Raw genomic sequence first — 12,354 nt, forward strand, 5'->3', positions numbered from 1 at the left:
TTTTTACCAAGCAAAAGCCGACATCCGAGTTCTGGTCCGGTCCCGTGGGCGGGGAGATGTTTATAAGAGCCGCCTCCCCCGGTGTGGGGACCCCCCGCCGCCCCCCCCCCGAAGACCCTTTAATGGGGGGGGGGCGTTCCCCCGAGGCGCCCCCCGCCGCTAACTGCTGGTCGTCGATTCCTGTTCGTCCGACGTGATGAGAAAACGGCTCTTGTCCTTGCCCCTTATCCAGTCCGGTTGACGGCCGCGCCCGCTCCACGTTGTTCCGGTGACTGGATCGCGATAGCGAGGTTTGGTCGGCTGCACGGTATACCGGATATTGCGCGGCCTGCGGAGCTCATTCGGCTTGATGTCGAACTCGAACATCAGTACGGAGATTTGCGCCATTGCCGCCTTGCGCGCGGAAACGCGTGCAGCGGCAATCTTCCTGTCTAGCTCGACGAGCTCGGCGACCAATTGCCGATAGGTCTTGCCTGCCATGTGCCCTACTCCCTGCGGTCGATCAGTTAGCAGAAACCGCGATCGCTGGCACGTCAATATCGTGCAGCGCGATCACGATGAACGGCTTGTCGTCATCGAGCGGCTTGCCGGTGAGCGGGTCGTGCGTCGGCAATGGAATGCGCGACACGAACGCAGTGCCGTTTAACACCTTGTCGCCGACCACGATGCCGCCTTCGGTCGTCCATGAAGTCCACTCGACCTGATCGCCCTTCTTCCAGCCGAAAAGCCTCGACTTGCGCGGAATGATCGTCTTGCCCGAAAGCGTTGCGTGAACGTCGTTCGTGACGATGCACTGAACCGGCGAATTGTCCTTCGCGTCGATCAGATACGTTGCCGTGAAATATGAAAGACACTCGAACGCCGTGCCTTTCATCAGGCTCATTTCCTTGCCGGCCAACGTTGCCGGGTTCATCGTGCGAACGAGCGCCGCGCGTTCGTCGGCGGCGCTGTCGCTTGCCCCGGCGAGCGTGAGCGCCCCGGCGTCATTCATCGCGAGCCGGAATAGCTTGGTGTAGGCCCATGTGCTGATTGTGCCGTCGCCGCGTTTCATGGCGTCCGCGATCGCGTCGCGCGTCGGCTGGTGAAGCCTCGGCCACGCCTCGCGCAAAACGGCGTAGTCGTTCGCGTCAATCTCACGCGATACGTGATAGGCCGCGATTGCGGCGCACGCGGCCGGCACGAGAAGCGGGATCATTAGATAGTCGATAAAGAAGCGACGAAAGCTCTTCATTGCTTGGCTCCCTTGTCAGTGTTGAGACCGTCTAGCAAGTGCCCGTATGGGTTCGTGGACGAGATATAGGTATGCCCCTCGACCCACGAAAAGCCGCAGCGAATAACCCATTGGCCGTCGCGCTTGCCGTAGATTTCCATGCCCTGCCCCTTGCACTCGTTGAGGCGCAAGTTTTCAAGGGTGCTGTAGTTGGCCGCGCCCAAGTCGTGAGCCAGAAAACGCGGATACACGCTGCCGTTGACGAGATACACGCGCTCGATGGTCATGAGAACGAGCCCGACAAACAGGAGCGCGCACGCGCTCCACACGACCGTACCGGCTATCCGTACAGGCGGGCGCGTCGAGCGCCCTGCCTGCCGGCCGGCGCCGATCGCGAAGAAGTAAGCAGCGATCAGCGCGAACGCACCAAAGGAGCCCCACGAACGCCCCTCGATGCCGGCGATTGCACCCAAGCCAAGCCATGCTGCGATACTCAATTGAAACCACGGCCGTTTCATTTCATTCATGTTGTAGACCTCAAAAAAGCCCGCGATTCAAGCGGGCAACCTCGGATTATGCCTTCGGTCGTGAGCTCGACCAGGCGCACGCCGGTGGCGCGCGCCACTGCTCCCGCGTTCGTTGCTCGCGGTTCCAATCAAACAAACATGCCTCGCGTGAATTCGCAGCCGTCGATGCGCTGCACCTGGCCCGGAAGCCACGGCACGACGCGCCCGGCGTCGATGAACGCGAGCCCGTCGCCGTCCCTGCAGACGAGCGTTCCGCCCGTCGCTGCGAGCTCGCGAACGTCGGCGGGTGTGACGCGGTGCGCCTCGAAACGGTGATAGTCGTGGTCGTAAATCCAAGCGGTTGCCATAGCTGCGGCCCTCCTTCGATGGTGCCGGCCATTGCGGCCGGCGCTGCCCGATTAACCGTCGTTGTCCGATTGATGCGAAGGCGTCGCCGGCTTCGGAACGCGTGCGAAAGCGTCGAGTGCTTCGCGTGCTAGCTCGCGCATTTGCTCGCGGTTGCGCTCGACCGCATTGCCTTGCATGTCGGTCTGGTGTGCGATCTGGTGCAGAGCGTCGGCCGCATCGGCTGCCGTGTCTGCGAACATCGCCATGCGAATGAGCTCGGCGCGCGCATACGCCCTGTCGCCGTCCTCGTAAAGCGCCAGCAGCGGCATCAAGAGGCCCGCCCACGTCGGGACGATCTTGATCGTCTCGATTCGCGTGATTGGCGGTTCGTTCGCGCGCTCGGCGCTGCTATCATCCGAAGTGGACATATTGCTGACTCCCGTTGGTTACTGTGTCTGACGGCCCGCTATGAACAGTTCCCGCTGTTCGGGCCGTCTCCCTCCGTCGGCGCATCGCCAACCGTTGAATCAATTATACCTGTAGCTTACCCCTGTAACAAGGGCTTTTATATGCCCGTTACAACTTCTCTGCACTCCTTATCATCTTGTTTTACGGCTGCGTCTGCCGCACCGCGAAATTTTCGGTCATTGCAATAAAACCCATATCGCATAAGGCTTTCTGCCTTGCCTTCCAGCAGCTGAGCGAGCCTTCCGACGACGCCTTTCTGTTGCACCGCACGCAGCCGGCACACCCCCCTCCCTGCAAGCCAAACTAGGGCCGTGGAATACCTGTGACGCGTCCGAGCGCATGCCGTCCGAAGCCCAACAGTCCGGGGGACTGTTGGGTGCGGCGGTAGCCCCCCGCCGTGGTAGCGGGCGCGATGACAGCCCGAATGGGTCGAGACTCGCGCAGCGCGGCTCGATGCCGCCCACGGTCGCGGCGCACGCCGCGAGCTCGGTTGCGGCACAACAGCCCGACCGTGCCCGCAGGGCGCGGGAAGCCCCAACAGGGCGTAAAATCGGGTATGATGAATGCTGTAAATTCAAGGGCTTACCGGACGTTTGCCATGACAACACACTACCTGATGAACCACGCTGCGAATGTCGCGCGAAAAGCGACGGGCAGCGGCAATGCCGAAGTCAAGCAATTCACGCTCGACGAGCAAATCGCGCGAGCGCGCCATGCTGCGGCCCGCGTGGATGCCGGCTACTACTTCACCGATGAAGAGCTCGACGACGACACGCTAAAGACCGCAGCGCAACGACCGCACGACGAAAACGACAACGAATGGCTCTAATTTGGTCTGAGGCAGCGCGGGACGATTTGGCCCGCATCAATCAATTCGATAAGAACCGCTACGAATCAGGACGCGCCGACAAGTTGCTTAACGATCGGCCATTCGTCCGCAAAGAAGCTCGCGATCTGCACGACGGCATCACGAAAAAAACGCCGGCCGTCGTACCTGGGACACGTCGCGCAAACGACGAAAAGCGTTGGGTGTCGATTGATCGCGGTTTCGTGCTCGTCTATCGTGCGACCAAGCGCCGAGTCGAGATTTTGAATGTCTATCACGAGCGTGAGCTCCATCCGGCCTCGACAATCTAACTTTCACGCCCGCATCGCCGACGTTGATAATTCGCTTTATGTAAAATTGCGTAGGAATCCTAACTAAATGAGAGCAACGATAACGGTGGCAGCGATAGCGATCGCAGCAACAGTAGGCGGGATAGTGGCAACGAAGGTCGGTCACAATGCAGGCGAGGCCGATGCCGAGCTCGCGAAGAAACGCCTAGAGTTGGTGTGGCCGTCATTCATGTCGATGCCAGATAGCGATCGTGCTCTAGTGGTCGGACTGGCGATGACGTGCAATCTCGCCCGTAGGCCGGCCGACGCCGGCCAAGTTGTCGCGTGCCTGAGAAGTGCCGCCTCCGATCCGAACGCGACGCTGCCGAACGGGACGGACAGGAACGCGGTGCCGGCGCGGCTCGATGCCCTGCTTCGCGAGAAACAGGCGTGAAAAGAGCCCGGTCGCCGGGCTTTTTTCCGTCTGTCACTGGCCGGTGCGCTTCCGCGTCGCCGGCTTCTCCGATCGCGCCGCATCGAGTTGTCCGCGTAGCTGCGCGGCCTGCTCGCCGGCTTTTTTCGCCTCTGTGCGAGCGCGCTCGGCGTCGGCAGTGGCGGTCGCAGCTTCACGCTCGAACCCCTTCGCGCGTGCTTCTGTCGCCTGCAACGATGCGCGCACGTCCGCGAGCTCGGCCGCGAGCTTGTCTGTGCGCTGCCGCTGCACCGATAGCGCCTCTTCGGCTCGCTCGCGCCGCGCGCCGGCATCGGCCAGTCGAGCGCTCAAATCGTCCTTCTGAGCGGTAAGCACGGCGGCAGACTGCTCGGCCTGCACGCGGGCCTGACGTTCCTTGTCGAGCTCGGCACGCACGGCGGCGAGGTCGCCTTCGAGTCGCGGCATTGCCTCAAGACGCAACTGCGCCTTGGCGAGCTCCGTCCGTGCGAGCTCGGACGCTTGTCGCTCTCTCGCGGCTTCCTCGCGTGCTGCGTCAAGATCTGCTGACAGTTGCCCCGCCTTCCCTTCTGCTTCGGCCTTCTCGATCGCGAGCGTTTCGAGCTCGTCATCGCGTGCGGCGATGAGTTCAGCCTGTCGCTCGTTCTCTGCGGCGAGGTCGGCGGCTTCCTGCTGCTGCTCGGCGAGCTCGGGTTCGAGCGTCGCGCGAGCGGCCGTGAGTTCCGTGTCGATGAAATCGACCAACGTTTTTTGAAGTGCGGGCGGGAGCGTGATAGCCGCTGTCGCCTGCCGAACCTGCCCTGCTTTCCAGTGCTGCAAAAGCCTGTTGATCGTCCCCATGCTCCCGGTGTTTCCCAAGCGCTCGCGCACGGCGCGCGACGTCGGTTTGATGCCCTCGACTTTCATCGCGTCGGCGATGGCGTTGACCTGCTCGGCGGTGATAGTGGCTTCGCGACCCATAACGGCTCCTGATACGTTACGTTATGAAAAAACACAACCGCCCTGCTCGCGCACTTTCGTCAACGAAAGTCATCGCGAGGCCAAAGCCGTAGCCGTGTGGAAAACTGACCTGACCACACCACAAGGGTGTGGACAGCCGCCCTGCGGGCGGTTCGTCAGTTTCCGCACACTCTCCTACGCGCTCCATGTGGACAATGCGCTACGCGCACCGGCCGCTCGTTGGCGGCCTTTGACCACATTCCGCTTGTTCTACAAATGAGATAGAGAACCCTTTAAAACCAAGGGCACGAATACAAGGATGAGGGACTTTGAACAGCCGAAAGGAAAGGGAGCTATGCCGATAGAGGGAAGCTATCGAGCAAGGGCGCGGCGGGGCTAACGCCACTATTCAAGGATGAGGGACTATGAACGCGGTTTCAGGTATCCACTGACGGCTCCGACTGAAATGCCAAGCTCGGCCGCGATGGCGCGAACCGACTTCCCTTCTTGGCGTAGCTGCATAGCCCGCTGACGCTTATCGTCGGCTTGGGCGAGGTATTCATCGCGGCCGACACTGCCGGCCGTCCTGCGGCGCTTTTCGTCGGCCTTGCGCCATGACTCCCGGCGTCGCTCGACGTGCAGCGACTCGGGAATGATCGCGCGAAGCTGGACGGCAAGCTCGTCGGGAATCAGGTCGGCCAGGCGCTCGTACAGCGTGGAACGCTTGTAGGCGTAGCGCTCTTCCCGTCCGTGGCGCTGAGTGTCGCGCGCGCGGCGGATGATCGACGAGCAATATCCGCGGGCTTCCTGCTCCGTGAGCGTTGGCGTGATCTGCCGCGCGAGCGCGACAATCTCGGACTCCAGCGCTTCGGACACGGTGAACCAGCTAAGAGCGTTCGCCATATGGAACAGGATGCGATCGCGGTTGCCCTCGGCCACGCCACCGAACCAGTGGTAATCGACGATCTTGTGCAAGTCCTGATAGCGCAGATACCAAACGTCGTAGATCGTGCCCTGCCCTGTATTCGGGCGCGGCTTCTTGGCATTGGCGCGCACGGCGCGAATGTCGCGAACCTCGGCACGCGTGAACGGCAGGATTTGTTCGGCGAGCCAGTCGAACTCATAGCGGGCCGGCGTCAGGAGCTCCGCGCGCACCTTCTGCCCGTTGCGGCCGTTGATACTGCCGATGACACGCAGCACGCGCGTTGCGTCGGCGCTCATGCGATCGGCGCCAGTGACGCGAACGAGCTCGCGCTGACACGCTTGCCAGCGTGGGAGGGCCATCGAGGGCGTGCGTTTGATGAGCCAGTAGAAGTGCGCGCCGCGCCCGGTATAAACGATCGTGTTCGGCTCGGGAATTTTGGCGCGCACAAGCCCGTCGAGCGCCGTCTCGACGAGCGCCGCTATGTCCTGCCCGCTATGCGCGTCAATATCGACATAGAGGGCGTTGAACGCTGCTGTGTTGGCAATGCGCCGCCACTGATAGAACTCGTTGGGCGTCACATACACGTCGGGCTGATCGACCCACGCGGCGAGGCGATCGCGAGCGACCTCGGCGTTAAGGGTGTGCCACTGACGGGATTGTTGGGGGGTGAAAGCGACGACGGTTTTGCGCTGCTCGACGTGAAGCAAATCGTAATGATCTGCCGGGCTTCGTAGATCGAGCCGTAGCTGTGCCTGTGCCAGTCCCATTCGCTGCGCGTCCCATAGGGTTGCAAGGGGTCGCGCTCATGCGTACAATGCAGTTTGCTAGTCTGCTTTGCATGAACGTGATCCGCCAGATCATCTTTGCAACAGCCGCATTACCCGGTCGCCTAACCGGATTTTCTACAAGAGCCCCGCCTGCCAGCGGGGCTTTTGTTTTTCGGCTACTGCTCTTACTGAGTAATCAAATCTGCCAAACTTGATTATTCAGGTATTTAATTCTTGATTCTACCTGTAGCTAACTCCTGTAGGCAAGGGGTTTACCTGTCCTTATCCGCGTCCTTGCTGCGTTTCGGAGCAACGACGCCCGGCTTTGCCGGGGGCGGCAATTTCGGTTTCGGTGCGGCGTCGCTAATTGCTTCCTGTTTCCGTGCGGCAAGTCGATCGCCCATTTTCGCGATTGCCTGCTGTACGCCTTCCAATTGCGCGCGTTTCGCGCCTTCCTGACTGGCGACGAGTGTAGCGAATTTGCCAACAAGCGCGGGCTGCTTGCGCATTTGCTCGGCTGACGCGAATAGCTTCTCGTAGCCCCGGCCCCGGCCATGTGACGCCGACTTGCGCACTTCATCCGTGGCGAGCTTCGTCGTCGATGCGAGTTCGTCGGCCGGCGCGGCGCGCTCCTTCATCTGTTTGACGACACCGCCCCAACCTGTCGCGAGGTCGCGTTTCTCGTCGAGCGTCATTTCGCGGTTGCGCTCGATTTCCAGCGCTTGGCGCGCTGCCGGCGTCTCGATCCAGCGATCGCGGTCGAGCTCGTTACGGTAGATCGCAGCGCCATCGCGATTGAACAGCGTGAGCTTGTCGAGCGACTTGTTGCGCTCCAAGAGCTCAAGACTCGTCGGCAGGCCGCTAAACGCGCGATCGTGCTGCTCCTTCGTGGAGAAGCGGCCGACGCCCTGCGCCTGCATCTGGTTCTCGTAGCGCTTGTGAATGTGGAACGTGCTCACAAGATCGTTGACGGCCATAACGCGGCCCTCGACGGTATAGCCTGCCTCGCGCAAGCGCGAAGCAACTGTCGCGATCGCCTGCGGGTCGCGCATGGTGCCGTCGATGACGAGGTTATAGCGCTGCTGCATGGCCTCTTGCGTGAGCGACGCGGCCCAACGGCCCGCATCGTTATGCACAAGGTCGGGCGCGTTCTTCACGCCTTGAACCATCAGCCGCTCATAATCCTTGTGGTAAGGGCGTAGCTCGTCCGCGTCAACGCGCACGGCGTTATAGCCGAAGTCCTTCATCGCTTGCGCGGCGATCATGGACTTGCCTGAGCCGGGTTGACCGCCTGTGAAAATCGCACGCGGACGTGTTTCCGGCGTGAGGCCGGCGAATGCGTCGCTACGGATTTTCGCGAACTGCTTGTCATGCTCGGACTGAGATAGTTTGAAGTCCTCTGGTTTCATGCCGCCTGCGAATTTGCGAAACGACGTTTAACGACGGGTGCATAGTCCGCGTACACATGGTCGATCGCCTTCGCGTCGTCCGGGTCGAGCGTGCGGCGCTCTGCGAGCAAAGTTTGGCGCTCGGCGTTCAACGCGTCCAAGCGCTTCGCATTCGGTTTCGCCTTGCCTTCCTCGTCGGCCAGCGCGCGCGTGTTGTGCGCGAGCATCATATTGAGGATCTCGGCCGCGCCCTCGTAGCGCACGGCCTTATCGTCATTTATCCCTGCGATCATCGGTTCTCGCCTCCTGCTGTGCGACGCAAGACGGTTCTGCCGTCGTCTGCGTCGTGGCCGTCCGCGAATAGTGTCGCGGGCGCGGCCAGGTTGGACAGGTCGAGCTCGGCATGCACGATGCCAAGCGCGTGCAGCGTCTTTGCCGCTGCGTCGATGGTCTTGAAGCGACGCACGTGCCCTCGCCTTGCTTGCACAACCCGTTCCGTCAACCCGTACTTGACTACGATCGCGAAGCCCTGCGGCTCTCCGACGATGACGGCGTGACGAATCGAGCCTGCGTCAACAAGCTCTCTCAATGTGATGCTGGTAATGAGTTCTCTATCGGCCATCGGTCCAACTCCATAAAGGCGTTTTCGGCCTGACCACTATTCTAGTTTCGGCTTACCAAAAAGGCAAAAATGGTTAACCCGGACAATGTTACCTTGAATGACAACCGGGCATGATTCGGTATTAGTTACGTTTTTACCGAATGCCGGAAAGTCTGTATTGCACAATACATATGTGGGGTTTCATCACATGATAAGCTGGCGTCGCCCGGCCAACGGAGACGCCATCATGCGAGTGCTCAAGACGCTTTTATTTCATATCCTCTACACGTTTCGGGGGCTCGTCCTGCTTGTCTGCCGGCTTCTCTCGGGTCTGTTCCTGTTTGGCTTCCTCGGTACGCTTATCTTCGGTGGTGGCCGCGTCGGCTGGTCGCCTAAGCTGACGATGCTCGCCTTCGGCATCGGATTCGGTGCGCTGTCGTGGTACTACGACAGGCTTGTGATTTACCTCGCCCCGGAAGGCTCGAACCTCGTTCTGTACCGCTGAATAAAGCTCGCTCGATCGGTGGGCGACGCTACCTGCGAAGCGGTCGAACCTCGTAATCCTTCACTACTACGCCACGCTCGGAACTCGCATTAACGAGCGTGTCGGACACCCAAACCTGCTTGTGTTCTAGGCGGCGAATGTGGCCGCGCCGTATGTGCGCCTTCGGGCTCGCATGTTGCCCGCCTCGGCCCTCGCCGGCACCGCTTCGCGGTGGCCGCAGCGCGAGCACGCGGTAGTCGAAAAACGGCGTGCGCCCGGCCTGTTCGCGCTTGCGGTTCAACTTGGCCGGCGCTTCGAGTAGCGGCGCGTCGATGTTTGCGCAGTTCACAACGCATCCGGTCTGGATTAGCGCGAGGATTTCATCGCGGGCCTCGGCGAGCGTGCGCGCATGCACTGCGCGCAGCGATCCGAGCTGCTGCACGTCGTACTCGTAGCGCTCTGGCAAGACGACAAACGGCGCAACCTGAAACTGCCGCATCTTCTTCGGCGACAAGCCCGCTTCGCGTAGTGGTTCGTTAACCAGGCGCGTGCGCTCGTCCGCCTCTTCCGGCACATAGGCGCTTACCTCGTTCGAGTGCGGCACGAATGCACCGCCCGGCGCGATCTGCCAGCCTGCCGCCTCAGTCCAGAAAACCGGAATCACGCAGACGCCCCCGCCCTCTTCGGCGAGAAAATGCGCCGCTCCGGGTAAGAGTTCGGCCACGTCGGCATCGAGCTCGACGCACAACGCGATCCGCTTCGGCGATCGCGTAGCGGTCTTGTCGCCGCCTTCGCCGTCCCGCAATATCCAAGGTGCTTCGAGCGCGACGACGGCGTGCGGCAAACGCATGCTGTCGATGTGTGCCTGACGGAGCTCGCGCACGTCGATGAGCTCGGCGCAGTTCGGCAAGAGGTACTTGACGCTGACGCGCAATAGCTGCGAAACGGCTTCATAGCCCGCACGCATTCCGGGCATGTCGCGGCGTATTGTCGGGATGAGCACCGCGAACTGGTCGAGCGCGTGTGCGCTGTAGTTGAGGCGCTGGATTTCTTCGGACATGGCTGCACAGAGTTGCGGTCGATGGACGGCATTCTAAGCGCTGCGTGCCGGCTCTCGCCGGCTTCCCGCCACTCACCAGTCGAGCACCTTGCCATCGGCCGATACGGGCCTGCAACCGAGCTCGCGCGGGCCTGCGAGTCGTGCGTGATAGCGTGCGCCGCGTACCGTCTCGAACATATTGCGCTTGACGGCCTCAATCGCGCCGTCTGCCGTTCGAGCTCGCGCGTAGAACGTCCGTGCAAAGGTCGGCCGCTTCGCGGGCCCGGCTGTCACGTCAACGGCCCATGACTTCGATTCCTTGTCGGCCCAATAGGCTTGCGCGTCGGCCTCGTCGGAAAACAGAAAACGTACCTGATTCATAGCTGCCTCGATGTTTTTTCGCTTGTTTCAGGCTCTACCGCCTGCTATGTAAGAGGGGCAACAGCGAAAGGATTTGAACGTGTCACTGCATCAAACTGGCGAGCTCGTCGACGCGGTTAGCGGCCTCGTCGTCACTCTCGACACTCACCCGCACGGCGCAATGTGGTTGCTTGCCCTGCTCGCGCTCGCGGTGGTGTGGAAGCTGCTCGACAAACCTCGCGGCCGCCGAGCTCGGTAATCGACGGCGACCGGGCCTCTCACGGCCCGGTCTTCGCCTCGTTAGTCGGCCAGTGTGCGAAGCTGCGCGAAATAGAAACGAGCCATGCGAGCATGCGCCATCAGTCGCGCGTGCTTCTCGCCGTTCGCTCGGGCGTGTTTCGCGAGCTCAAGACTGCGGGCGTGCATCATCCGGTGATAGTTGCTCAATCGCATCGTTTGACCTCCTGTGTAATCGCGCGAAGTGCCCGGCGCGACGTGTGCCGTCCGGGCTCCTGCATCAGTTGAACGCGGCTCGCATTGCCGGCCTCTCGACACGCTGCGGAACCACGCACCAGGTATGGTCGTCGTGACGGAAGAAAATCAGCGCGATCGGCCCTTGCGGGCGCATCGCCTCGACTTCGACATAGCGCCGATGATCGACGGCCATTCGCTCGAATCGAATCACTCGCACGGGTGTTTGCGGGCTCGCGAGAAGCCACTGTTGCACCATCACTCGAAGAGATTTGTCCTTGGTGTACATCGCCGTTGCTCCTTTAACGTTGTTTCCCAAGATTCGGCCGTCCCCCGGTTTTGTCGTTGTTGTTTTTCGGAGATGGCGCGGGCTCTTGCCTTGCCGCTGTTTCCCTGAGTTCGTCGCCCCGCAACTCGGGTTAGGCGCGACGGGTGAGCGCGCAAGGGGGAACAGTGGAGGGGTGGTGCGGGATGGAGCGCAGCGACTGACACGGCCCGGAACGGCCCTTGCGCGGTCGCACGGCGTGCCTATAGTTGCGGGATAAGGCGCGAATCAGGGAAACAGTGGCAAGGCATGCGGCGTCGGAGAAAAACGCCAAGCGGCGAGCGTCACGTGTGCCGATAGGCGCACGTTTCACGACCTGCTTTTCGACCGCGATTAGCGGGCTCGTTGCTCACGAAAAAAAGCCCGGCGCTCGTCTACGAGCACCGGGCGCTGTGCGGGTGGTGGACGTGTCTGCTACTCGGTGGCCGGCGAGCCGACGAGCACGCCACTGGCTACGCCGTAACGCTCGAATGCCATGCGGGCCTGCTGCTCTGCGGCTTGCATGAGGAACGCAAGCGGCTCACGCTCTTCCATCGTGTACGCCGCGACTCGCGGCACGTTGTGGAACGCATCGGCGAGCTCGCGAATCGCCTGCTGCGTATCCTTCGTCAACGGCTTTGATGCGAGGCGTCTGATTTCGACAAGCGCCTCGGCCGTCGCGAGCAACAAGGTACGCTCGACGCCATTAAGAGGCGCGTCGCTACGGTGGTCGGTGTCGGTGTGTTGCATGGCTCTCTCCCGGTGATGGGTACGCGCGCCTGCGCGCACCCGAAGATCCGTCTATAGAGGCGGGGGGATGCCCCCAAGCGGCCCCCCCCCCTAACTGCTGGTCGGCGGTTCCTGTTCGGCCGACGGGGTGGGAAAAAAGCTCTTGTCCTTTCCCCCTATCCCGTCCCGTTGACGGCCGCGCCCGCCCCCCGTTGTTCCGCCTGGCTCTTTTAAACATCTCCCAGCCCCCGAGACCGCACCAGAACTCG

The 12,354-nt window shown here is 61.7% G+C and carries 20 protein-coding genes; 5 read left to right on the plus strand and 15 right to left on the minus strand.

Annotation, left to right across the window (positions count from 1 at the left end; genetic code table 11):
• Positions 1-159: 159 nt before the first annotated feature.
• The 5 genes from BVER_RS13390 to BVER_RS13410 form a co-directional block, all read right to left on the minus strand.
• A complete protein-coding gene (locus tag BVER_RS13390; protein ID WP_050453726.1) occupies positions 160-480 on the minus strand; it encodes an H-NS histone family protein in 321 nt (106 codons plus the stop codon).
• A 22-nt stretch (positions 481-502) separates the two neighbouring features.
• Complete coding sequence (locus tag BVER_RS13395; protein ID WP_050453728.1) at positions 503-1,231, minus strand: TraB/TrbI/VirB10 family type IV secretion system protein; 729 nt, start codon at positions 1,229-1,231, stop codon at positions 503-505.
• A complete protein-coding gene (locus BVER_RS13400) occupies positions 1,228-1,737 on the minus strand; it encodes a hypothetical protein (RefSeq protein ID WP_050453729.1) in 510 nt (169 codons plus the stop codon). Before BVER_RS13400 ends, BVER_RS13395 begins: the two co-directional genes overlap by 4 nt.
• Before the next feature lie 128 nt (positions 1,738-1,865).
• A complete protein-coding gene (locus tag BVER_RS13405) occupies positions 1,866-2,084 on the minus strand; it encodes a hypothetical protein (RefSeq protein ID WP_050453730.1) in 219 nt (72 codons plus the stop codon).
• Positions 2,085-2,135: 51 nt separating this feature from the next.
• Positions 2,136-2,396 carry a hypothetical protein gene (locus BVER_RS13410; protein WP_370444245.1) on the minus strand — a complete coding sequence of 87 codons (261 nt, stop codon included), beginning with the start codon at positions 2,394-2,396 and terminating at the stop codon, positions 2,136-2,138.
• 734 nt (positions 2,397-3,130) lie between these two features.
• Between BVER_RS13410 and BVER_RS13415 the strand changes: the two genes are divergently transcribed.
• From BVER_RS13415 to BVER_RS13425, 3 genes are all read left to right on the plus strand, one after another.
• Positions 3,131-3,361 (plus strand): hypothetical protein, encoded by a 231-nt coding sequence (locus BVER_RS13415; RefSeq protein WP_157056050.1) that lies wholly within the window; start codon positions 3,131-3,133, stop codon positions 3,359-3,361.
• 26 nt (positions 3,362-3,387) lie between these two features.
• Complete coding sequence (locus BVER_RS13420; protein ID WP_050453734.1) at positions 3,388-3,669, plus strand: hypothetical protein; 282 nt, start codon at positions 3,388-3,390, stop codon at positions 3,667-3,669.
• A gap of 124 nt (positions 3,670-3,793) precedes the next feature.
• Positions 3,794-4,081, plus strand: a complete 288-nt coding sequence (locus BVER_RS13425) for a hypothetical protein (protein WP_157056051.1) — start codon at positions 3,794-3,796, stop codon at positions 4,079-4,081.
• A 33-nt stretch (positions 4,082-4,114) separates the two neighbouring features.
• On the opposite strand, the gene BVER_RS13430 is transcribed toward BVER_RS13425, so the two are convergent.
• From BVER_RS13430 to BVER_RS13450, 5 genes are all read right to left on the minus strand, one after another.
• A complete protein-coding gene (locus tag BVER_RS13430; RefSeq protein WP_050453738.1) occupies positions 4,115-5,038 on the minus strand; it encodes a DNA-binding protein in 924 nt (307 codons plus the stop codon).
• A gap of 402 nt (positions 5,039-5,440) precedes the next feature.
• Entirely contained in the window at positions 5,441-6,709 is a 1,269-nt protein-coding gene (locus BVER_RS13435) for a helix-turn-helix domain-containing protein (RefSeq protein ID WP_157056052.1), read from the minus strand.
• A gap of 272 nt (positions 6,710-6,981) precedes the next feature.
• The gene (locus BVER_RS13440) at positions 6,982-8,118 is read right to left on the minus strand and encodes a zeta toxin family protein (RefSeq protein WP_050453741.1); all 1,137 of its coding nucleotides are present in this window, start codon (positions 8,116-8,118) and stop codon (positions 6,982-6,984) included.
• Entirely contained in the window at positions 8,115-8,360 is a 246-nt protein-coding gene (locus tag BVER_RS13445) for a hypothetical protein (RefSeq protein ID WP_157056053.1), read from the minus strand. Before BVER_RS13445 ends, BVER_RS13440 begins: the two co-directional genes overlap by 4 nt.
• A gap of 26 nt (positions 8,361-8,386) precedes the next feature.
• Positions 8,387-8,719 carry a ParC-related protein gene (locus tag BVER_RS13450; RefSeq protein ID WP_050453745.1) on the minus strand — a complete coding sequence of 111 codons (333 nt, stop codon included), beginning with the start codon at positions 8,717-8,719 and terminating at the stop codon, positions 8,387-8,389.
• A 226-nt stretch (positions 8,720-8,945) separates the two neighbouring features.
• Here BVER_RS13450 and BVER_RS13455 point away from each other — a divergent pair, with 226 nt between their 5' ends.
• On the plus strand, positions 8,946-9,203 hold the full coding sequence (locus tag BVER_RS13455) for a hypothetical protein (protein WP_050453750.1): 258 nt from the start codon (positions 8,946-8,948) through the stop codon (positions 9,201-9,203).
• A 28-nt stretch (positions 9,204-9,231) separates the two neighbouring features.
• Here the strand turns inward: BVER_RS13455 and BVER_RS13460 are convergent, their stop codons facing one another.
• Both BVER_RS13460 and BVER_RS13465 read right to left on the minus strand, forming a co-directional pair.
• Positions 9,232-10,242: a hypothetical protein gene (locus BVER_RS13460; protein WP_050453746.1), complete on the minus strand. Its 1,011-nt coding sequence runs from the start codon at positions 10,240-10,242 to the stop codon at positions 9,232-9,234.
• 72 nt (positions 10,243-10,314) lie between these two features.
• Entirely contained in the window at positions 10,315-10,602 is a 288-nt protein-coding gene (locus BVER_RS13465; protein ID WP_050453747.1) for a hypothetical protein, read from the minus strand.
• A 79-nt stretch (positions 10,603-10,681) separates the two neighbouring features.
• On the opposite strand from BVER_RS13465, the gene BVER_RS31550 reads away from it, so the two are divergent.
• Entirely contained in the window at positions 10,682-10,840 is a 159-nt protein-coding gene (locus BVER_RS31550; protein ID WP_157056054.1) for a hypothetical protein, read from the plus strand.
• A gap of 41 nt (positions 10,841-10,881) precedes the next feature.
• Here BVER_RS31550 and BVER_RS31555 read toward each other — a convergent pair whose 3' ends face one another.
• The 3 genes from BVER_RS31555 to BVER_RS13475 form a co-directional block, all read right to left on the minus strand.
• Complete coding sequence (locus BVER_RS31555; RefSeq protein ID WP_157056055.1) at positions 10,882-11,034, minus strand: hypothetical protein; 153 nt, start codon at positions 11,032-11,034, stop codon at positions 10,882-10,884.
• A gap of 64 nt (positions 11,035-11,098) precedes the next feature.
• Positions 11,099-11,341 (minus strand): hypothetical protein, encoded by a 243-nt coding sequence (locus BVER_RS13470; protein ID WP_050453748.1) that lies wholly within the window; start codon positions 11,339-11,341, stop codon positions 11,099-11,101.
• Between the two features lie 450 nt (positions 11,342-11,791).
• Positions 11,792-12,106, minus strand: a complete 315-nt coding sequence (locus BVER_RS13475) for a hypothetical protein (protein WP_050453749.1) — start codon at positions 12,104-12,106, stop codon at positions 11,792-11,794.
• Between the last annotated feature and the right edge of the window lie 248 nt (positions 12,107-12,354).

This window comes from Candidatus Burkholderia verschuerenii (assembly GCF_001189365.1).
GTDB lineage: Bacteria > Pseudomonadota > Gammaproteobacteria > Burkholderiales > Burkholderiaceae > Caballeronia > Caballeronia verschuerenii.